The sequence below is a fragment of the Chryseobacterium flavum genome, from assembly GCF_003385595.1.
GTDB classification, from domain to species: Bacteria; Bacteroidota; Bacteroidia; order Flavobacteriales; family Weeksellaceae; genus Chryseobacterium; species Chryseobacterium flavum.
On sequence record NZ_QNUE01000021.1, the window covers coordinates 36,341 to 56,336 of the forward strand.

The window sequence follows — 19,996 nt, forward strand, 5'->3', positions numbered from 1 at the left end:
AATAAGAGTCTGTTTTATAAGGCTGGAGGAATAACATTCTATCACAAACTTTGCATCTTTTCTGCCTATCTATGAAGTACACCGTTAAAATCAGAAAATAATATCTTAATATAGTCTTATTGGCTTAAAATTTTCATCTGTATTCCTATAAATTACCGCATCTGTATCCATAAAATGGTTTTTAATTAGGATAAATTTGCTTTTACACCACATTGAATTTTGAAAGATTATAAACTTACACTGGCCATACTTACAGTTGCCATTGTCTGGGGGACAACATTTTTATCCATCCGTATTGCAGTGGAAACTATTCCCGCATGGTTTGTAGCAGGAATCCGCCAGCTTCTGGCTTCTGTCATTATGCTTTTAATTCTGGTTTACAGAAAAGAATTTAAATGGATTGGCTGGAACAATCTGAAATATCAGATCATATTTTCTTTACTAATGCTGGTTATAGCTAACGGAATGACTACAGTGGCTGAAGAAGAAGTAACCAGCAGTCTTACATCTTTAATAAGCGCATGTTCTCCTCTTCTCGTATTTTTTGGCAGTCTTGCATTGGGGCTTCAAAAGTTTCATTGGCGGGCTTTTGCAGGAGTGCTTTTATGCTTCAGTGGGATTGTATTCATATTCTGGGACGGCATCAATGATCTTAAAAACCCTGATTACGCATTAGGGATTCTGTTTTTATTTATTGCTATTGCCGGTTGGGCTTCCGGAACAATTTTCACAAAAAAACTAAACCTGCACAGTGGAAATATTTCTTTAAATCTATTTTATCAGTTTGCCTTTGCAGGAATTATACAGCTTATATTTGCTTTTTTATTTTCGGATAATTATAACTTCGGAAACTGGACGGTGCGCAGTATTTCTGCCATGCTCTATCTGTCTGTATTTGGTTCTGTAGCTGCTTTTTTTGCATTTCACTATGCCTTAACCAAGGTCTCCCCTGTTCAGGTCTCTATACTGGCTTACATTAACACTGTGATATCTATATTTCTAAGCTGGCTAATTCTTGGTGAGCACATTAGTGTAAAATTTGTCATTGCAGCTGTACTTATTATCTGCGGGGTTTTTATCATTAATTACAATCCGGAAATGTTTAAAAAGCAACGGATTGATTCATAAAAGATATTTTAAGTCCTTAGATTCTTTCCGTACATGGCATTTTCCAACATTTGTAACATTTCACAATTTTTCCTTATATTGTATACTCAACGTACATTATATGTTAAAAAACACATTTTTTATACTGCTGGCATCTTCCTTTCTTCTGGTAAGCTGCGACTTCAAAGAAAAGGAAAAGAACCTGACAGAACGAGAAAAACAGTTGCTCGAAAAGGAAAAAATATTCGCAAAAAAAGAATCCGAATATCAGTCTCTCTTAAAAATGAGAGACAGCATCTTTGCCAAAAAAGATTCGGTAAAAATAGCTGTATGGCCTGAGGAAATTTCAGGAGCATGGAATGGAAAAGTAATTTGTACTGAGTCTAATTGCAGTGATTATGCCGTGGGAGATCTACGCACAGATATCTGGGAGTTTGATAATGATTCCACCCAGCCAATCGCCAAAATTATTAACAATAATAATCTGATAAGACTGTATTCAGGAAAGTTTGAAAACAATGAGATAAAACTTTCCTTCAAAACAGATTCCACTTCAAAAAAGAATGTAGAAATGAGTGTTCTCCTCAATGATATTTCTGACAACAAGATCAAGGGAACCAGAACGATTACATCTGATGGATGTACAGCCAAGTTTTCTGTAGAATTAGTACGTTCCACCAAATAAACACTTATGATTTTACTGAGTATACACAACCTGAGTCTTCCTATAGAAGATCCGGTATTAAAGTTCCTGTTGGTACTGATCATCATTCTTGCAGCCCCTTTACTCCTTAATAAGATTAAAGTTCCACACCTTCTGGGACTGATCATAGCCGGAGCCATAATAGGTCCCAACGGATTCAATGTGTTATCAAGAGACAGCAGTATTGTAGTAACCGGAACAACAGGCCTTCTCTACATCATGTTCCTGGCAGGTCTTGAAATTGACATGGGAGACTTTAAGAAAAACAAATGGAAAAGTCTCACCTTTGGTATCTATACGTTCACTGTTCCTTTTATCCTGGGATACCTGGGAGGATATTATATCCTTCATTTTTCCATGCTGACTTCTATTTTATTTGCCAGCCTATTTTCTTCCCACACCCTGATTGCTTATCCATTAGTCAGTAAACTGGGAATCGCAAAAAATAAAGCAGTGAATATTACAGTTGGAGGAACTATGATTACTGATATTCTTGCCTTATTGGTTTTAGCGGTAATAGTAGGAATGTCGCAGGGGGATGTAGGTACAGAGTTCTGGATCAGGCTTTCTGTATCTTTCATCGTATTTGCTCTTATTGTACTCATAGTGTTTCCTATCATCGGACGATGGTTTTTCAAAAAGGTAGATGATAAAATTTCTCAATATATTTTTGTACTGGTCATGATCTACCTTGCAGCCATGCTCGCCGAACTGGCCGGTGTGGAGGCTATTATTGGTGCATTCTTTGCAGGATTGGCATTAAACAGGCTGATACCTCATACCTCTTCTTTAATGAACAGGGTAGAATTTGTTGGAAATGCGATCTTTATTCCATTCTTCCTGATCAGTGTGGGAATGCTTATCGACTTTAAAGTCTTCTTTAAAAGCTGGGAAACCCTGGAAGTAGCCGGAATTATGCTTGTTGCTTCTATCGGAGGAAAATACCTTTCTGCTGTTGCCACACAGAAAACATTCAGGCTAACTAAGGAGGAGGGTAAGCTGATATTCGGGCTAAGTTCGGCTTCAGCTGCGGCCACGTTGGCATCGGTAATGGTAGGATATAATATTATTCTTTCAGAAACTGAAACCGGAGAACCGGTAAGACTATTAAATGAACACGTTCTGAACGGAAGTATTTTACTGATCCTGATTTCCTGTACCATTTCTTCATTCATTTCTATGGCGAGTGCTCAGAAAATTGCTGAAAGTGATAATGAGGACACCGTTTCCGGGACCAGCCATGAAGAAGAAAACATTCTGCTGGCAATTAATCATGAAGAAACTGTAGAAAGAATGGTAAATCTCGGGATTCTTATCAAGGCTCATTCCAATACAGAAGATCTGTTTGCCCTGAATGTCATCAATGAGGATAAAAATGAGTCTTCAGTTAAAAATGCAGAAAAGCTGCTTCTTCAGGCAACGGATGCTGCCGCTGCTGCTGATGTTAAAATACAGGCACTTAAACGATATGATAATGATGTCATTAATGGGGTAAACAATGTCATTAAAGAACAGAAAATTACAGATCTTATTATAGGTCTGGAAGATGAAAAAGGGTTTTCTCCTTCTTTTGTCTACAATCTGTATAATGGTTATCTTCAGAATGACGATGTGAATGTTCTGGTATATCATGCAGCACAGCCACTTTCAACCATAAAAAGATATGCTGTGATGATCCCTGAGAATGCACATAAGGAAGCAGGCTTTTTCCATGCCCTTCTGAGGGTCTGGAATATTGCCAGAAATTCCGGAGCCACTGTCGTTTTCTATGCTCCTGAAAATATTATTGACGTTCTTCAGAAAATTATTAAAAAAGCTAATATAGAAGCTGAATTCATTATCATGAGTACCTGGCAGGACGGTGAGAGGACAGCTACTCAGCTGAAAGAAGATGAAGCCTTAATCATACTCATGGCCAAACGTGGAATGAAGTCCTATATTCCTCAGATGAGGCTTATACCGGAATTACTGAACCGATATCTGAATGACAACAATTACCTTCTGATTTTCCCGTTTTCAGAATATGATAAGAACAGTCCAGAAATCCGCTCTGTAGGAAATCACGGAGATTTCGTGGAAATCGGGAATGTTATTCAGAATATTTTTAAATAATATCCGCTATTTTATACAAAATTTAAACAACATTGAAAGCAAAGAAAATATTATTATTCACAGCCACCTTAAGCATACAACTCTCCTTAGCACAATTTGCTAAAGTGGTTGATCAGGATGGATATGTGAATGTAAGGGAAAATGCAGATGCCAAAAGCAAAATCATCGGAAAAATCAATTCAGACGAAATGGTATATGTTTTTGAACATGATGAAAAAACACAATGGTATACTATTGATTACAAAAATAATAATGGAGGAACTCTTAACGGATATGTTCATAATTCCAGACTAAAATTTATTGAATCTTATGAGATTATCCCATCAGTGGTAAAGAATGAAAACAAGGCTATTTTCAAATCCGGGAATATCAAAGTAGAGATTGCTGCTGAAAAATTCAATTATAAAGACCATAAAAAAGACTTTTCTTCAACGAACTCTGGGAACCAGCAACAGGAAGATCTCTATAAAGGTCAGCAGGTCTGGGGTACAGATGGAAATAGTCCCAACACACATTATAAATTCATCACTGTGTGGATTGGGAATAGAATGATTCAAATTCCTCAAAAGGACATCGAAAACCTGTTTAATGTTGATAACGAATCAGCCCAATGCTTTTTTGACCCTTCGAATAAAGCACTCTATATCACAATGTTAAATTCTGACGGTGCCGGCAGTTATGCTGTTCTTTTTAAAATTGAAAAAGGCATTTATAAAGGAAAAGAAATCATCATTCCTTTTTAAATAAATATCCGGATAATTTCGATGGCCCGTATCATACATTCAGAAGAGAAAAACGGAGCATTGATTTCCTGAAATCAGAAAATAAAAAGGAAGCTTTTTCACAGGCAGAAAAAGCTTCCTTATACTATATTTAACCTGAATTACTCAGAAATCACCTTCACCATTGACTTCACTTTAATCAATTTTTCCATCAGTTCTTCTCTGGAATCTGCCAGCACATTAATATGGCCCATTTTCCTGCCTGGTTTTGTTTCAGTTTTTCCATACAGATGTATATAGGTTTCAGGCAGTTTAAGAACTTCTTCCATTCCTTCATAAACTACTTTTCCGGCATACCCTTCAGCACCTACCAGATTTAGCATTCCGCTGTACGTTATAGCATCTGTATCTGCCAAAGGTAAATTTTTTACAACTCTGTACATTTGCTCAAACTGTGAGTTTGTATTTCCTTCCTGACTCTGATGCCCTGAATTATGCAGTCTTGGAGCTGTTTCATTAACCCAGACTTTTCCTTCTTTATCCAAAAATAATTCAATGGCAAATAATCCCGGCGAATTTACAGCGTTCAAAAACTTTTCAGTAATAGAATCAATCTGTTGCTGTACATCATCTGTCAGAAGAACCGGGCAAACATTGAAGTCTAATAAATTCAGTTTCGGGTCAGCTACCATTTCTGTCACCGGAAACGTATTGGTTTCTCCTTTTTCATTTCTCGCAACAATCACAGAAAGTTCTTTATCGATATCTACCAGGCTTTCGATAACAGAAGCTTCTTTCCATATATGCTGATAGTCTTCTTCGGTTCTGATTACCTGTACTCCCTTTCCGTCATATCCTCCGGTATTCATTTTCTGAACGAAAGGAAGAGGCATCATAATTTTCTCATCACTGTTCCAGACTACCTGAAATTCCGGACTTGGTATATTGTGGGCTTTGTAAAATTCTTTCTGAAGAATTTTCTGTTGGATAGTTTTAATAATTCCGGCATTAGGGACTACTTTTATTCCCTGCCTTTCAAGTTCTGCAAGGGCATCCGCATTCACATGCTCTATTTCAATGGTCACAACATCTTTATCCTTTCCGAAGTTCAGTACAGTTTCATAATCATTGAAGTTTCCTTGTGTAAAATATGAAATATTATGACATGGCGCATCAGAAGCGGGATCCAGTGTATAAAATTCATCGTCATATTTCAGAGCACTTTGGATCAGCATCCTTCCCAGCTGGCCACCTCCCAGAATTCCTATTTTCATTTTTATTTTTAATTAGATTTATGCTTATTGAATTTTATCAAGTTTTAAATATCCAAGCCCCATCGGATTTTCCTGGTTCTCAATATCAGTTTTTCTAAGAACAATAGAGTATTTCTCTTTCATTTTCTCAGGAAGAATATCATTTACGTTAAAAATATCATCAATATCCACCCCATGTTTATCATCAATATGACTTACAGCTCCTTCAAACCCCATTGTCTGATAAAAGTCGGTAGCTTTTGCTCGTTTTACAATTTCTCCCATGGACGGGCCAACCATTAAATGCTGTTCATGGAATTCTTCAAAAAAACCTCTTTTATATCCTCCTAAATTCAGGAAATACAATTGTTCTTCCGATGACCTCTCTCCTTTGTCTACAATCTCCACCTGGTATCCGTCTGCAAATTTTACTTCCTGGTAACAATCGATATGGATTTTACCTTCTGCTTCTTTCCAGAAATCCTTCATATCCGGGACAAGCTCTTTGAGATTTTCTGCAATCCCGAAAAAAACATCATGCTGCTCAATATTCCTTCCCTTGGGTGTCGCCCCCAGAATAACGTAAAATAATTTCATATCTTTTTTCATGCATACAAAAATACGTTAAATTTATCTTTTTCAAATGTTTGGCAGACTACTACAATAATTTTATATTTGTAGTATTAATTGTAGTATGTCAGAAATCATCATACTCTTCCTTGGTGCAATTTCCGCTGGTCTTTTGGGTTCACTTACGGGTTTAGGAGGAGGAGTTATCATCATTCCTTTATTGACGCTGGGTTTTGGCGTTCCAATGCATTATGCCATCGGTGCTTCACTGATCTCTGTGATCGGCACTTCTTCCGGTGCAGCTGTAGCCTTTGTTAAGGAAGGTTTTACCAATATGAGGATCGGAATGTTTCTTGAAATCGCTACCACAGCAGGGGCCATAGTAGGAGCTCTGGTTTCAGGAATGCTGAATCCTAACACAATCGGAATTATTTTTGCCAGTATCCTTCTTCTGACTGTTATTTTAAACCTTAAAGGGAAGCCTGACCACCAGGAACCTCTTATAAGCGGAAGCCTTGAAGAAAAGCTGAAACTGTACGGAACTTTTCCTGATAAAGGGGTATTAAAAAATTATGCAGCAAGAAATACCGTTCCTGGTTTTTTAATGATGATGTTTGCAGGGGCCATGTCAGGGCTTTTGGGAATAGGTTCCGGAGCGTTAAAAGTATTGGCTATGGACAATATGATGAAGCTGCCATTTAAAGTTTCTACAACAACCAGTAATTTCATGATTGGAGTAACAGCTGTAGCAAGTGCTCTTATCTACTTCCAGAGGGGTGAAATTATTCCGGTAATCGTAGCTCCTGTATTGATAGGTGTAGTAGTAGGAAGCTTTATCGGATCTAAAACATTGATGGTTTCAAAAACTAAAAAACTAAAAGTATTTTTTGCCATTGTTATTACCATCCTTTCTATTTATATGATGTATAACGGTATCAATAAAAGCTTCAGATAATGAGAAAGAATTTTACAGATGTAGACTTAAACCGTTCTGTAGGAAATCTTCTGAGACTGGGCGTTATCCTCTCTGTGGCTACATCACTGGTAGGTTTTATCAAGTTATTTATGGAGGGATTTAAAATGCCTAAAAAATATACTTCATTAGATGTCGGAAGTTCTTCTGAAAAAGTATGGTCTCACTTCTGGGATTCATTATGTAAGGGTGAAGGAATGGCCATTATTCAATTAGGGATTCTCCTGCTGATCTTTACTCCTTTAATGAGAATTATCTTTGCATTAATAGGGTATTTAAAAGAAAAAGACTATGTATATGTATTTATTTCCTCTATAGTATTAGTCATTATGGCGGTAAGCTTTTTTGCAGGCTATGCTCATTAACTTTTACATTTCATAAAATTCCAACGGCAACTGATCCGGATCCTGGGTAAAGAAAAATTCTTTTCCGGTAAACTCATCTATCCTGATTTCTTCACAGTTTAATCCTTTCCCGATAAGCTCAGCTCGTTTCTCAGCTACATTTTCAACCGAGAACGCGAGATGCCTTAATCCACACGCTTCCGGACGGGATGGTCTTTGAGGAGGATCAGGAAAAGAAAACAATTCGATTACATAATGATCTCCGATCGCAAGATCAAGCTTGTAAGACTGCCTTTCTTCACGATAAACTTCTCTTATTATATTAAGGTTTAATGCCTCAGTATAAAATTTCTTTGAAACGGCATAATCTGAACAAATAATTGCAATATGATGGATTTTCATCTTAAATTTTTTAACTTTTCTGTGAGTAATTTTTTGTATATTTTCTGAAGTTTCCGCTATACCTTTCCTTCTCTCAGGTTTTGTTCTATTTTTACGGAATGCACTCTTATCCGGTACTTTTCCCTGTATATTTGGACTGAATATCTTCAATTAGCCGGTCGCCCAGCTTAATCCTGTCTTTTTTATTACAAATTGCTTTTTTCAATGATATAAAAGATTCTGTTTTAATGAATTGTTATCATCATTTGATTTCACTGCAATTCTCTTTTCTTCTCGTATCAATAATATATTGGATTTTCCAGTCATTATTTTGTTTTACCAACTGAAAGCTGTTGGCTCCACAGTGCAAAAGTTTACCCTTAAAATAGAAAGAGTAAGGAGTAAAAACAGTGGCCAGGTTACCATCAGTATGAACAGCTTCTATAATGATCTTCTCATCCAGATCCCCTTTGGCAAACTTTGAAACAGAGGATACAAATCCCTGAATATCATTATTTTTTACTATTCCCTCTTTTGTCACAGTCTGCATTATAGCATTTTCCGCAAAAACAGATTTCAATACAACAGAATCTGCGGTCTTCATTGCAAAAAACAGGGTACGGATCGGCTTTTCAATTTCCTGGTTTTGCTGACTGAAACACAGACCATTGATTAAGAGAAAAATGACGGCTATTTTCTTCATGTAATTACGGTTTAATTTTAAAGATAAAAGTAGAAAAAAAAACAGCTTATTAACAAAGTTTAAATTCACAATATTTGTATTCTTCGAAAAATAAATTATTTTTATCAACAGAAATTTGATATGTGGATTGTTTACATAACCCTGGCCATACTTTTATTGGCCTTAACCATACTCCCAAAGATCCAGAATTCCCATTGGGTGTTTCGGGTGCCTGAATTTGCAAAAATACAGATAACTTATCTTATATTTTTCACCTTCATATTGGGCTTGCTGACCGAGACTACAGAATATTTATGGTATTACCAGGGGCTTCTCGCAGTTTTATTTATTCATCATGGCCAAACATTGATTAAATATACCCCTCTTTATCCTGTAAAAAAACACAGACAACGCCACATATCCTCTGAAAAGCTGCATTTTATATCGGCTAATGTATATCAGTTCAATAAGGAATACAGCAGATTTATTGGACTAATTAAAAAATACAGTCCGGATTTTTTCATGACTATGGAAAGTAACGGAGATTGGGAAAAAGCACTGAAAGCCCTTGAGGGTAATTATCCCTATCAGCATAAAGTCACTCTTGAAAATACGTATGGAATGCATTTTTATTCCAGAATTGAAATAAAACATGCAAAGACCCATTATTTTGTAGCAGATGATATTCCCAGTATTGAAATTCATATGAAGACCAATGACGGTTTTTCTTTTGTGTTTTTTGGCGTACATCCGCCGCCGCCGAGTCCTACAGAGGAGGAAACTTCAAAGGAAAGAGACGGTGATCTTCTTAGCACAGCCCAACGGGTAAAGGATATTAAAGATCCTGTAATTGTGGTTGGTGATTTCAATAATGTAGCATGGTCAAAGTCTTCCATATTATTTAGGAAAACCAGTCAGCTGATCGACCCGAGAATCGGTCATTCCTTTGTATCTACTTTTCATGCAAAATACCGTCTTTTAAGATTTCCTATTGATCTGATGTTCCACAGTGAAAACATCTTTATCAATGAACTTAAAACATTGGAAAATTTTGGATCAGATCATCTTCCCGTCTACTGTAATTTTTTTATAGATCATCACAATGACGAACAGGAAGAACTTATACAAACTGCCACCAGGGAGGAAGAAGCAGAAGCTAAAGAGATGATACAGGAGGGAATAGAAGAAGATGGTAATCGTGATACAGTGGTTACTGAGGATTAAAAAAAGAGCAGGCCTCTGACCCACTCTTTTTGAATATTTTTTTTCAGAATCCGAAGTTCCAACCCCAGCTAATAGCTCTGTTCTTACCCCACGTACCTATTGTAGTTCCTTTTTCTGTTTTGGTAAAAATGATAAGCAGTATGGTAATAACAGCTATAAGAATGTACAACTTCTTCTTTTTCATTTCTAAAATCTCATTACATCTTTCACTATTCCGTTCTTCTGGGTGTGAGGTAATAATTCAGTCTCTATGAATTCCTTGATTTTTCCGGAATCGCTATCATTATCCGGAAATAAAAGATGTACGTTTGCTCCGGCATCCAGGGTAAAGAATAAAGGCAGCCCTGTATCTCGTCTGAAGTCCCAGATCTTATTAATAACTTCGAGGGTTCCTGTTTTCATGAGGATAAAAGCAGGCTCACTCATCATCATCATAGCATGGAGAGTAAGTGCTTCATGCTCCACCAGCCTGATAAAGCCATTCATATCTCCATTCTTGAGAATCTCTTTCATCGGAACAAAATTTTCCCTGGCTTCCTGAAATCTTCGTTCTGCATAAGGATTGGTTTTCATCAGCCCATGCCCTACTGTTGAAGAAACACTTTTCTGGCCTTCGTGGATCAACAGGACCCAGTCATTAAAACGCTTAAAGACCTCATGGATTTCCGTATCCGGATATGGTACAGCAAACAAGTCCGAACTTCCTTTCACATGTTCTGTTTCCCCCCAGACAACAAGTCCGTTATATAAACTTCTGCAGGCGCTACCGCTTCCCAATCTTGACAGGAATGATGCTTTTTGTAAAGACTCCTCGTCTGAAGATTTACCCGTGAATACCTCATCCAGGCTCATCAAACATTTGGCAATTGCCCCAAATCCGGAGGCAGAGCTTGCTATACCCGAACTATGGGGAAAGGTATTTTCAGTTCTTATGATGTATTTACCCTTCAATATCCATGGAAGATATTGCGCTATGCTTTTGAAATATTTCTCAATCTTTTCTGCAAACTTTATTTCTTCATTACCGGACAGGAAAGTCTGCACAGAAAAAGGTTCGTCAGCAATAAACTCCATTGACGTATTGGTCTTACAATGATTTAAAGTGTAGCTGATACTTGGGTTGGCAGGAATCTGATGTTCATATTTCCCCCAGTATTTAATCAGTGCAATATTGGACGGACAGCTTTCAGAAACAGTCCGGGTATGGATAGTAAAGTTTTCTTTTCCTATAAATTCTTGTGTTGTCATAGTTTCATTCAAATGATAAAGCCGGTTTTAATCACAAAGCCAAACTGTAATATTTTTGATTTCTCCGGAATACATCCGGATCATTAAGAGGTATAAGCTTTTGGAAACAAGCTTTATTTAATTAATACATCTCCTCAATAATATCTGCATATTTTTTGATCACCACATTTCTTTTAACTTTCAATGTGGGAGTAATTTCTCCTGTATTGATATCAAATTCTGCCGGCATCAATGTAAATTTTTTCACTTTTTCATAATCAGCAAGATGATGCTGCAGTTCTTTGATTTTGTCTTTATAAAAAGCTGTCACCTTATCATTTTTTACAGCATCCTCCCAAGTGGTAAAAGGAATATTATTCTTTTTGATGAAATCCTGTAAAAATTCAAAGTTGGGAACAATCAGCGCTGAAACAAATTGTCTTCCCTCCGCAATCAGCATAATCTGCTGAATAAAATTGTTATTGGTTAAAAGATTTTCAATCTGCTGGGGAGCAATATACTTCCCATTGGATGTTTTCATGAGGTCTTTAATCCGGTCTGTAATGATCAGATTTCCTTTTTCATCAAACTTTCCTGCATCACCTGTTTTAAACCATCCGTCTTCTGTAAAAACTTTCTGGGTTTCCTCAGGCTTGTTATAATATCCTTTCATAATACCATTACCTCTTGCCTGAATTTCATCACTTTCACCAATACGGATTTCTACTCCCGGAAGTGGTTTTCCACTGGTAGCATGTTCAAAGTGGGTTAAAGGAAAAAGAGTTAAGGTTGCCGTAGTTTCAGTTAACCCATATCCTACGGTTACATGGATTCCCACGGATTCAAAAAATCTGGTTACTTCCGGTGACAGGGAAGCTCCGCCGCAAGGCAAAAACCATAGTCTTCCTCCCATCTTTTCTTTAATCTTACTGAAGACCAGCATATCTGCTATGGATTCTTTACACTTTAATCCAAAAGGAATCGCTTTTTCATTCCTTCTTAATTCAGCGGTTTCCCATCCTGTTTTCAAAGCCCAGTTAAAGATTTTCTTTTTAAATGAAGACCCTTCTTCCGCCTTTTCAAGTACTCCGGCATATACCTTTTGAAAAAACCTTGGTACTGTACACATTGTGGTAGGTTTCACTTCTTCGAGGGCTTTTGCTACGTTTTTAGGATCTTCAAGAAAATACACCCTGGCTCCCCCATAAAGGCAGAGTAAGCTCCAGCTTCGTTCAAAAACATGACTCAAAGGTAAAAATGCCAGAGAAAGTTCTTCCTCAAAGTTTTTAAATTTAAAAAATTCAAAGTGAGAGTCAAAAGCCTTTATAAAATTTCCATGCGTGAGCATTACTCCTTTGGGAGTTCCTGTTGTTCCGGAGGTATAGATGAGTGTAGCGGTATCTTCATCTTCTTTTTTACAGATTTCAAGTTCCGGAGAAGCCTTTGCGATAAAATCTTCAAGGTAAAAACTGCTGAACTCTTTTTTGATCCACACTGCTTTTTTAGAAACAACAATAGTTTCAAGATTGTTATCTTGCTTATGTAAGAGATCCAGACAGGCATCATATTGCCCCTGATTTCCTACCAACACTACTTTGGCACCAGAATCATTGATAATATATTCAGCCTGTTCGGCATTGTTCGTTGAATAAACAGGAACAGTAACTGCTCCAATTGACATGGTTGCAAGGTCAAAAATCATCCATTCAGAAGAATTGTCTGAATAGATTGCCACTTTATCATTTTCCTGAACTCCGGCGCCTTTTAATGCATTTGCTGTTTTAAAAATGATTTCACTGAATTTTTTCCAGCTCAGTTCTTTCCAGGCTTCATCTTTCTTTTTAAAGCCAATGGCAGCTTTTATAGGATGCTTTTCTATATTTTTCAGGATAATTGCCTCTGCCAGATTCATTTCTTCAGCTTTTTGTCGTTAATATAATTGTTCAGATGAAAGTCTATACTTTCTTTTACGGGAATAAACTGATAGTTCAGCTTATCTTTAATTTTTTGATTTGAAATCGTATTGAATGAAGAAATCGCTTCAATATTTGATTTGGTTACCATTCTTAATTTAGGAATCATCCAGCCGAAAAGTATATTGGCAAGTCTTCCTATATTCAGCTGGGTTTCTGTAAGAACCTTTGCGTCTTTAAGGCCCAAACGTGTTCTGATCTGCTTTCCGAGCTCTGCATATCTCTTATTTTCGGAAACAATAATAAACCGCTCGTCAAAAATATTATTTTCCATGAGTTCCACAGCTATTTTTGCTACATCTCTAACATCCACATAGGCAGAACCTCCGGAGAATGTGAAGCTATTATCTTCAAAAGTAGAAAACAATTCTCCACTGCTTTGGTGCCAGTTTCCACTGCCAACGATCATTCCGGGATTGATAATTGCTACATTAAGCCCTTCAGCGGCTGCCCTCCAGACTTCCATTTCGGACAGATGCTTTGAAATGGCATAGGCAGAATGGTCAAATTTAGGATTAAAGTCAGAATCTTCGTCAAGCTCACCTTTCTCATTGAAATTATCTAAAACAGCAACAGAGCTTACATGCAGAAATTTCTCTACTTCAGATCCTTCACAGGCAAACAATAAATTTTCTGTCCCTTTAATATTGGTATGGTACATTTCTTTTTCATCTTTTGGATGAAAACTTACTTTTGCGGCACAATGATATACTTCTTTTACCCCCTTTAGGGCATTCTGTAAAGAACTCTGATCATCAAAATCCACATCTGCCCACTCAATTTTATTAAAAAAATCATCAGGATTTTCTGTATAAAAACTGTATGAATGCCTTACTTCGTTTAAATTGCTGCCTGGTCTTTTGGAGGCACGTACTTTTTTACCTCTTTTAAGAAGCTCCAATACGATTACCCTTCCCAGGATTCCGGTTGCGCCCGTTACAAAAACCATTAATTATGTTACTTGATTGCTGACTAAAATATAACAATATTTTCTATCCGGCAATTCTTCATTCCTATGCAAAAGTACTTTGAAAAACTGCTTTTGCAAATTTGCGACTTTTAAAGCAAAACTCCACTTAATTTAACCAATATTATCATTCTGAAGAGCATAAAATAATCGGATAAGCCTTCAATCTCACATTTTATTATGCAGAAATATATTCAGTAAACAATTTGTCATTCCCGTGAATCCGGATGTCTGCATTACGTGAATAGCCCGGATCCTAAAGAATGACAAATCTGTCAATATTTCTATAAGCTGTTTTTTTGATAACTGTACTTAAGCCATTACCATGTTATTTCTTCTTGGGGCTTTATCACAAAGAATATCTGCAATACTTTTTGAAATAAGATTGCCTTCTGTAAGATTATCCAGCCAGAAGAATTCTCCGGCAGCATTTATTTCAATAAAATAATATTCATCTTCAGGGGAAACAATAATATCTACTGCCCCATAGTCTACATTATAGGCATCTAAAAGTGCCAGCAGTTTTCCTTCGATATCTTCCGGGAGTTCTGTACGTACCCATTTATCAATAAGGTTTACTCCATCTTTCCTCCAGTCCACTTTAGAATCTTCAAACTGCTGGGAGTCTACCTCAAAAGCGTATATATCCCTGCCAACAATTGTTACTCTTAGTTCTTTTTTCTTCTCGATCATTTTCTGAAACTGCATAGGGCAATATAATAATGAATCGAGCTCATCAAGTTTATCTTCTTTGACAACATTGGTAAAAACTACATTTTCCACCCCATCTTCATAAATGGCAAAGCCGGTTTGCATTTTAGCTACTACATTCTGATGTTTCAGGATAAATTTTCTGGCCTCATCAGCATTATTGGTGATACATGTTTCCGGAATTTTAAATCCGACTTTATCTGCTATTTTCAATTGCTCTTCTTTACTGTCGAGTCTTCTGTAAACACTTGGTTTACCTAATGCATATGCTTCCACAGATTCAATAAATCCGAAAATTGTATTACGGATCTCCCCCATTGCCGGGCCATAAAACTTTTGTTCGAGTTCATCTTTCAATCCTTTTCCGATATTGTAAGCTCTTCTGTACCAGATGGCAGCAATATCGTCCAGGCGGTACTTTTTCTCCTGGGTTTCAAGGATGCTTACCCATTCCCCATCCTGAAAGATCGTTGATAGTTTATTTTTTAAAGGATATAAATCAACGTCAAACCGAATGACTTCACATCCGTTTTTATCAATATATTCTGTCACTTTTTCAATAGAAAAGTTATCTGCTGTATGTGTTATAATTAATATTTTATTCATGGAAACTGATTCTTTTTATAAGGTTATCGGCAATTCTCTGTGCTATGGGAAAATCAAGCTCTTTCTGCAGCATCCCCCATTCTCCCTGTGGGTTCACTTCAAGGAAGTAATATTTTCCATCTTTACCTTTGATCATATCAATAGCTCCAAGGTAAAGCCCCATTTCTTTCATCATAGAGTTCAGGTTTAGTTTAATATTTTCCGGCAGTTCATAGTATGACCAGAAATAATTCCCCTGTGACACCCTCCAATCTGCATTTTCACTGTTATTAATTTTCCCTGTATAAAATTCACCATCTACATAAACAATTCTCAGCTCATATTCTTTATCAATATACGGTTGAAAGATCATGGGACAATATGCAATATCTGAAATATGCCCCAATGTATCTTCTTCAATAATAGTTGTGGCAAGTATATTTTCCCCGGTCATTGTTTTTCCGGTCACACTGTGAAGCTTAGCAACGGCTTTTCCATGACAATACTGATAAAAAAAAGTTTTTATCGTGTTTTCATCATTAGAAAAGATAGTATGGGGAATGGTCAGGTTATTCTTTTGGGCAATGTTAAGCTGAAACATTTTATTTCCATCGATCTTTTTTTCTTTTTCATAGGGATTAATCCATGGGATATGTTCCAGAATGGTGAACAGGTTATACCGGAGGTTTCCGTATTCTTTCAGGAAGATCTGCCTGTAATCGCCATCCAATTCCTCCGGAATGGTTATCTTCCACGCTTTCCTGTGCCAGACTCCTTTAATATTATCGGAATGAACCGTATTTCCATATTCATCTGTTAATTCAAACGAATTTTCGCTGACACTGATTTTCTGTAGATGATTTATCCTGTCGGAATTCAGCCTGAAGTAAGGAATATTCTGAGTTGTAAGATATTCAAAAAAAAGATCAATATTATAAAAATCCTGAGAGTGGGTAATACAGAGAATCATTAGCCTGCTTTATTAAAAAGGGAAACTTAATGAATAAGTTTCCCTTTGTAGTTTATTACTATTCTACACTGTCAATTATACTTCCTGAGCATCATCATCTCCGTCAGAAGGATATTTCATCGTATGATCCATATCTCCTGTAGAAGATGTTACATTATCGATAATTGGCTTTGTAATCACATCTCTTTCAGGAATTGTAATATCAGTACCTCCTTTTACTTTTTCAGGTTCTTTAAGCTGTTTTTCTAAGAATGATGCGAAAAACGGTTTCTTTTTTGAATTTTTGTTTTCCATAAGTTAATAATTTTAATTTTTTGACAATCCAAATTACAAAAAAAATCAACTCATGGAGAAATATTTCAACAGTTTAATAAAATTTTAACAAAAAGCCTTAATTTAAATATCAGATTTAATCTAAACCAATAAACTGCTTTACAACTTTAGCAAACTCAACAGGATTTTCAGCCTGTACCCAATGCCCGGCGTTCTTTACGGTTACAATACGGGCTTTCGGAAATTGCTGCTTAATCCCAAACTCATCCTGTGGTAAAATGTAGTTGGATTTATCACCCGCAATAAATAAAGTTTCTCCTTCAAATACTCCAAACTTCACTGCATTTGAAACAAACTCATTATACTTTTCAGACAGTGTTTTAAGGTTGAACCGCCAGTTAAGTTTTTTCTGATCATCCCAGTATAAATTTTTGGTTAAAAACTGAACGGTAGATCTTTCGGGAATATATTGATTTAAAACAGCCTCTACGTCATTTCTAGAAGCCACCGTATTAAAATCCACACTTTCCAGTGCTTTTATAACACCCTGATGATGCGGAGGATAAGCTTTTGGGGATATATCTACAACAATTAACTTATCTACTCTTTCAGGATATTTAATAGCAAACTGCATCACAGCCTTTCCTCCAAGAGAATGCCCCAGAACATGTGCCTTTTGAATTCCGTAATGATCCATATACCGTGCAATATCATCTGCCAGATCATCATGGGACATACTGTCTGAATGAAAACTACGCCCATGGTTTCTCAAATCAATAAGATGTACCGGAAGAAACTCTCCCAGATCTTTTCCAAAGCTTCCCCAGTTATCCAGCATCCCAAACAACCCGTGAAATACCAAAAGAGGGGTTGAGGCGATATTTTCGCCAAATATTTTTGAATTTAAAATTTCCATATCTCTTTAAATAACAAATCAGATGTTATTAATTTTTTACCATTTTGCAAGTCTTTTCAGATATGCCTGTACTGTATTTTCAAGTCCCATATAAAGCGCTTCTGAAATTAAAGCATGCCCGATAGACACTTCCAGCAGATTAGGAATATGATCTGCAAAATACTTTAAATTATCCAGGCTTAAATCATGACCGGCATTAATACCCAAACCAAACTCCGTGGCAGCAACAGCCGTATCATAATATGGCTTTATAGCCTGTTCTTTATTGATGGAATAGTTTTTGGCATAAGCTTCTGTATACAGTTCTATTCTGTCAGTTCCCGTCTTAGCGGCATATTCCACTAATTCCGGTAAGGGATCAAGAAAGATGGAAGTGCGGATTCCGGCATTTTTAAATGTTGCAATAATCCCGGTAAGGTAGTCCAGGTGTTTTTTGGTATCCCAACCTGCATTTGAGGTAATAGCATCATCAGCATCAGGCACCAATGTCACCTGTTCAGGTTTTACATCCAGCACCATATCAATAAAAGACTGATGAGGATTTCCTTCAATATTAAATTCAGTAGTAACCAATGGTTTCAGATCATAAACATCTTTTCTTGTAATATGTCTTTCATCGGGTCTCGGATGAATTGTAATGCCCTGTCCTCCGAATTCCTGAATCTTTACAGCAGCTTCAGTGACACTTGGTGTTTCACCTCCTCTTGCATTTCTTAGTGTCGCAATTTTATTAATGTTTACACTTAATTTTGTCATTTCTTATATAAATGTTAGATTTCCGGAAAGACAATACATTTCAATATCAGACTTTCAGTATCTATTGTTATTATATTATTTTATCAGCCGGACATTAACCTCTGGCTGCTTATACTTTCACGCTTACCTGCATTACCTGAAGATCGAACTCTTTGGAAGCAACCAGCAGGTGGTCAAAAATATCTGCTTGGATCTGTTCAAAACGTATCCATTGAGAATCGTTCGTAAAACAATACACTTCCAAAGGAAGTCCCTGAGGAGTTATATCGAGCTGACGAACCATTCTTGTTCCATTCTTATCAATATCAGGATCATTCTCTATATACTTTTGTGCATAATATCTGAAAACTCCTATATTGGTCAGTTGCCTTCCGTTAACTATCTTATCCCGGTGCTGCAGTCTTTCATTTTCTTTTCTGATCTCATTCTTCTTCTCTTCAAGATAATCCGAAATCAGGTTAATTTCTTTTAAGCGTTCAATATCTTCTTCTGTCAGAAATTTAAAAGAATTGATATTAAAATAAATAGATTTTTTAATTCTCCTTGTATTAGACTCAGACATTACCTGAAGATTCCTGATCTCAGTTGTCAGAAAATCATATGTTGGAATGGTGGAGACCGTTTTATCAAAATTGGTAATCTTTGTTGTAAGAAGGCTTATTTCAGTAATATTTCCTTCAATACTGTATTTCGGAATGCTGATCCAGTCTCCTACTTTCAGGTTTTTGGAAGTAGCTACATGGATACCGGTAACAAATCCAAGGATTGTATCTCTGAAGACAAGAACAAGTACAGCAGTAATCGCTCCTAAGCTTCCAACAATGGTAGTCCCTTTTATCCCAAAAATTACGCAGATTCCTACAACAGTAAAAACAAAAATACCGAGGATCTTCATTGTTTCTGAAATGGCATTCAGCGCCATGATCTTATAAAAATCCTGTTTAATAGCAAAATAGTTTCTGAATGCTGTCAGAGACCTGTACAACATTCCTGCAAGGATCAGGACCAATCCTAAATTAACACTCCGTATAATAAAGATCGTGGTTTTAGGCAGTGCACGTTCAGGAAATATTGATCCCTGTATTGCACCTACAATAATCAGAGCAGCAAAATGAGCTACAGAATTACTGATCTTGGACTGGTGAATGGATTTAAGAACAGGAAACTTTTCTTCATTATGAAATAACTTCAGAATAGAGTTAATAACAAATTTAAAGACAAAATCAACAATTAAAAATAATGCACAAAGCAATGCCAGTTTTACAATAATATGAAATATCCAGTCCAACCCGGTAGGAGATATCTGGGTGATATAATTATACAACTGTTCGCTTACTTCCTGCAAATAGTTTTTGGTTTCTTGTAAGTCATCTTTCATTGACAGCAAATTTATAAAATAAGAATGATGATTGTAGATATTCACAATCAATTTTCATCCCAAAAAGCTTAATATATCAAATATTTTGTGAAAGCATCAATCCCTTGTCATTTTTTACAAACCCTCAATTGTAAAAGAAATTTAAACTATAAATAACAAACACTTATTA

Annotated in this window: 21 protein-coding genes; 7 read left to right on the forward strand and 14 right to left on the reverse strand. The window is 36.4% G+C overall.

Going from position 1 to position 19,996, the window contains the following annotated elements; translation table 11 throughout:
* Window positions 1–219 precede the first annotated feature (219 nt).
* The 4 genes from DRF59_RS18400 (at window position 220) to DRF59_RS18415 (ending at window position 4,665) form a co-directional block, all read left to right on the forward strand.
* Entirely contained in the window at window positions 220–1,128 is a 909-nt protein-coding gene (locus tag DRF59_RS18400) for a DMT family transporter (RefSeq protein WP_115963666.1), read from the forward strand.
* A gap of 100 nt (window positions 1,129–1,228) precedes the next feature.
* Window positions 1,229–1,792, forward strand: coding sequence for a hypothetical protein (locus DRF59_RS18405; RefSeq protein WP_115963668.1), 564 nt, complete (start codon window positions 1,229–1,231; stop codon window positions 1,790–1,792).
* Between the two features lie 6 nt (window positions 1,793–1,798).
* Window positions 1,799–3,922, forward strand: a complete 2,124-nt coding sequence (locus DRF59_RS18410) for a cation:proton antiporter (protein WP_115963670.1) — start codon at window positions 1,799–1,801, stop codon at window positions 3,920–3,922.
* Between the two features lie 32 nt (window positions 3,923–3,954).
* Complete coding sequence (locus DRF59_RS18415; RefSeq protein WP_115963672.1) at window positions 3,955–4,665, forward strand: SH3 domain-containing protein; 711 nt, start codon at window positions 3,955–3,957, stop codon at window positions 4,663–4,665.
* A gap of 140 nt (window positions 4,666–4,805) precedes the next feature.
* On the opposite strand, the gene DRF59_RS18420 is transcribed toward DRF59_RS18415, so the two are convergent.
* Together DRF59_RS18420 and DRF59_RS18425 are read right to left on the reverse strand one after the other, a co-directional pair.
* Window positions 4,806–5,918 (reverse strand): 5-(carboxyamino)imidazole ribonucleotide synthase, encoded by a 1,113-nt coding sequence (locus DRF59_RS18420; RefSeq protein WP_115963674.1) that lies wholly within the window; start codon window positions 5,916–5,918, stop codon window positions 4,806–4,808.
* Between the two features lie 24 nt (window positions 5,919–5,942).
* Complete coding sequence (locus tag DRF59_RS18425; RefSeq protein WP_115963704.1) at window positions 5,943–6,494, reverse strand: DUF1543 domain-containing protein; 552 nt, start codon at window positions 6,492–6,494, stop codon at window positions 5,943–5,945.
* A 97-nt stretch (window positions 6,495–6,591) separates the two neighbouring features.
* Between DRF59_RS18425 and DRF59_RS18430 the strand changes: the two genes are divergently transcribed.
* Both DRF59_RS18430 and DRF59_RS18435 read left to right on the forward strand, forming a co-directional pair.
* Window positions 6,592–7,422, forward strand: a complete 831-nt coding sequence (locus tag DRF59_RS18430; RefSeq protein ID WP_115963676.1) for a sulfite exporter TauE/SafE family protein — start codon at window positions 6,592–6,594, stop codon at window positions 7,420–7,422.
* Entirely contained in the window at window positions 7,422–7,805 is a 384-nt protein-coding gene (locus tag DRF59_RS18435) for a DUF1634 domain-containing protein (RefSeq protein WP_115963678.1), read from the forward strand. Before DRF59_RS18430 ends, DRF59_RS18435 begins: the two co-directional genes overlap by 1 nt.
* 3 nt (window positions 7,806–7,808) lie before the next feature.
* Here the strand turns inward: DRF59_RS18435 and gloA2 are convergent, their stop codons facing one another.
* Window positions 7,809–8,186 (reverse strand): SMU1112c/YaeR family gloxylase I-like metalloprotein, encoded by a 378-nt coding sequence (gloA2, locus tag DRF59_RS18440; RefSeq protein WP_115963706.1) that lies wholly within the window; start codon window positions 8,184–8,186, stop codon window positions 7,809–7,811.
* A gap of 241 nt (window positions 8,187–8,427) precedes the next feature.
* Window positions 8,428–8,868: a nuclear transport factor 2 family protein gene (locus DRF59_RS18445; protein WP_115963680.1), complete on the reverse strand. Its 441-nt coding sequence runs from the start codon at window positions 8,866–8,868 to the stop codon at window positions 8,428–8,430.
* 120 nt (window positions 8,869–8,988) lie between these two features.
* Between DRF59_RS18445 and DRF59_RS18450 the strand changes: the two genes are divergently transcribed.
* Window positions 8,989–10,071, forward strand: a complete 1,083-nt coding sequence (locus tag DRF59_RS18450; protein WP_115963682.1) for an endonuclease/exonuclease/phosphatase family protein — start codon at window positions 8,989–8,991, stop codon at window positions 10,069–10,071.
* A gap of 43 nt (window positions 10,072–10,114) precedes the next feature.
* Here DRF59_RS18450 and DRF59_RS20835 read toward each other — a convergent pair whose 3' ends face one another.
* The 10 genes from DRF59_RS20835 to DRF59_RS18495 all read right to left on the reverse strand — a co-directional run bounded on the left by DRF59_RS20835 (window position 10,115) and on the right by DRF59_RS18495 (window position 19,827).
* A complete protein-coding gene (locus DRF59_RS20835; RefSeq protein WP_157967473.1) occupies window positions 10,115–10,255 on the reverse strand; it encodes a hypothetical protein in 141 nt (46 codons plus the stop codon).
* Window positions 10,256–10,257: 2 nt separating this feature from the next.
* Window positions 10,258–11,319, reverse strand: coding sequence for a diphosphomevalonate/mevalonate 3,5-bisphosphate decarboxylase family protein (locus DRF59_RS18455; protein ID WP_115963684.1), 1,062 nt, complete (start codon window positions 11,317–11,319; stop codon window positions 10,258–10,260).
* Window positions 11,320–11,440: 121 nt separating this feature from the next.
* Window positions 11,441–13,210, reverse strand: a complete 1,770-nt coding sequence (locus DRF59_RS18460) for an AMP-dependent synthetase/ligase (protein ID WP_115963686.1) — start codon at window positions 13,208–13,210, stop codon at window positions 11,441–11,443.
* Window positions 13,207–14,220, reverse strand: a complete 1,014-nt coding sequence (locus DRF59_RS18465) for an NAD-dependent epimerase/dehydratase family protein (protein WP_115963688.1) — start codon at window positions 14,218–14,220, stop codon at window positions 13,207–13,209. Before DRF59_RS18465 ends, DRF59_RS18460 begins: the two co-directional genes overlap by 4 nt.
* 330 nt (window positions 14,221–14,550) lie before the next feature.
* Window positions 14,551–15,555: an MvdD family ATP-grasp ribosomal peptide maturase gene (locus DRF59_RS18470; protein ID WP_115963690.1), complete on the reverse strand. Its 1,005-nt coding sequence runs from the start codon at window positions 15,553–15,555 to the stop codon at window positions 14,551–14,553.
* Window positions 15,548–16,504, reverse strand: coding sequence for an MvdC/MvdD family ATP grasp protein (locus DRF59_RS18475; protein WP_115963692.1), 957 nt, complete (start codon window positions 16,502–16,504; stop codon window positions 15,548–15,550). The genes DRF59_RS18470 and DRF59_RS18475 overlap by 8 nt, the downstream gene beginning before the upstream one ends.
* Window positions 16,505–16,579: 75 nt before the next feature.
* The gene (locus DRF59_RS18480) at window positions 16,580–16,798 is read right to left on the reverse strand and encodes a microviridin/marinostatin family tricyclic proteinase inhibitor (protein ID WP_115963694.1); all 219 of its coding nucleotides are present in this window, start codon (window positions 16,796–16,798) and stop codon (window positions 16,580–16,582) included.
* A 115-nt stretch (window positions 16,799–16,913) separates the two neighbouring features.
* The gene (locus tag DRF59_RS18485) at window positions 16,914–17,693 is read right to left on the reverse strand and encodes an alpha/beta fold hydrolase (protein WP_115963696.1); all 780 of its coding nucleotides are present in this window, start codon (window positions 17,691–17,693) and stop codon (window positions 16,914–16,916) included.
* Window positions 17,694–17,729: 36 nt separating this feature from the next.
* Window positions 17,730–18,449: a pyridoxine 5'-phosphate synthase gene (locus DRF59_RS18490; RefSeq protein ID WP_115963698.1), complete on the reverse strand. Its 720-nt coding sequence runs from the start codon at window positions 18,447–18,449 to the stop codon at window positions 17,730–17,732.
* Between the two features lie 109 nt (window positions 18,450–18,558).
* Window positions 18,559–19,827 carry a mechanosensitive ion channel family protein gene (locus DRF59_RS18495; protein ID WP_115963700.1) on the reverse strand — a complete coding sequence of 423 codons (1,269 nt, stop codon included), beginning with the start codon at window positions 19,825–19,827 and terminating at the stop codon, window positions 18,559–18,561.
* Window positions 19,828–19,996 lie beyond the last annotated feature (169 nt).

What these genes read in the sequence shown, in the direction of transcription:
- DRF59_RS18465 (WP_115963688.1), bottom strand. Translation starts at nt 14,220, where the DNA reads ATGGTTTTTGTAACGGGCGCAACCGGAATCCTGGGAAGGGTAATCGTA.
- DRF59_RS18460 (WP_115963686.1), bottom strand. Translation starts at nt 13,210, where the DNA reads ATGAATCTGGCAGAGGCAATTATCCTGAAAAATATAGAAAAGCATCCT.
- DRF59_RS18480 (WP_115963694.1), bottom strand. Translation starts at nt 16,798, where the DNA reads ATGGAAAACAAAAATTCAAAAAAGAAACCGTTTTTCGCATCATTCTTA.
- DRF59_RS18435 (WP_115963678.1), top strand. Translation starts at nt 7,422, where the DNA reads ATGAGAAAGAATTTTACAGATGTAGACTTAAACCGTTCTGTAGGAAAT.
- DRF59_RS18420 (WP_115963674.1), bottom strand. Translation starts at nt 5,918, where the DNA reads ATGAAAATAGGAATTCTGGGAGGTGGCCAGCTGGGAAGGATGCTGATC.
- DRF59_RS20835 (WP_157967473.1), bottom strand. Translation starts at nt 10,255, where the DNA reads ATGAAAAAGAAGAAGTTGTACATTCTTATAGCTGTTATTACCATACTG.
- DRF59_RS18490 (WP_115963698.1), bottom strand. Translation starts at nt 18,449, where the DNA reads ATGACAAAATTAAGTGTAAACATTAATAAAATTGCGACACTAAGAAAT.
- DRF59_RS18450 (WP_115963682.1), top strand. Translation starts at nt 8,989, where the DNA reads ATGTGGATTGTTTACATAACCCTGGCCATACTTTTATTGGCCTTAACC.
- DRF59_RS18455 (WP_115963684.1), bottom strand. Translation starts at nt 11,319, where the DNA reads ATGACAACACAAGAATTTATAGGAAAAGAAAACTTTACTATCCATACC.
- gloA2 (WP_115963706.1), bottom strand. Translation starts at nt 8,186, where the DNA reads ATGAAAATCCATCATATTGCAATTATTTGTTCAGATTATGCCGTTTCA.
- DRF59_RS18470 (WP_115963690.1), bottom strand. Translation starts at nt 15,555, where the DNA reads ATGAATAAAATATTAATTATAACACATACAGCAGATAACTTTTCTATT.
- DRF59_RS18405 (WP_115963668.1), top strand. Translation starts at nt 1,229, where the DNA reads ATGTTAAAAAACACATTTTTTATACTGCTGGCATCTTCCTTTCTTCTG.
- DRF59_RS18475 (WP_115963692.1), bottom strand. Translation starts at nt 16,504, where the DNA reads ATGATTCTCTGTATTACCCACTCTCAGGATTTTTATAATATTGATCTT.
- DRF59_RS18425 (WP_115963704.1), bottom strand. Translation starts at nt 6,494, where the DNA reads ATGAAATTATTTTACGTTATTCTGGGGGCGACACCCAAGGGAAGGAAT.
- DRF59_RS18445 (WP_115963680.1), bottom strand. Translation starts at nt 8,868, where the DNA reads ATGAAGAAAATAGCCGTCATTTTTCTCTTAATCAATGGTCTGTGTTTC.
- DRF59_RS18430 (WP_115963676.1), top strand. Translation starts at nt 6,592, where the DNA reads ATGTCAGAAATCATCATACTCTTCCTTGGTGCAATTTCCGCTGGTCTT.
- DRF59_RS18485 (WP_115963696.1), bottom strand. Translation starts at nt 17,693, where the DNA reads ATGGAAATTTTAAATTCAAAAATATTTGGCGAAAATATCGCCTCAACC.
- DRF59_RS18410 (WP_115963670.1), top strand. Translation starts at nt 1,799, where the DNA reads ATGATTTTACTGAGTATACACAACCTGAGTCTTCCTATAGAAGATCCG.
- DRF59_RS18495 (WP_115963700.1), bottom strand. Translation starts at nt 19,827, where the DNA reads ATGAAAGATGACTTACAAGAAACCAAAAACTATTTGCAGGAAGTAAGC.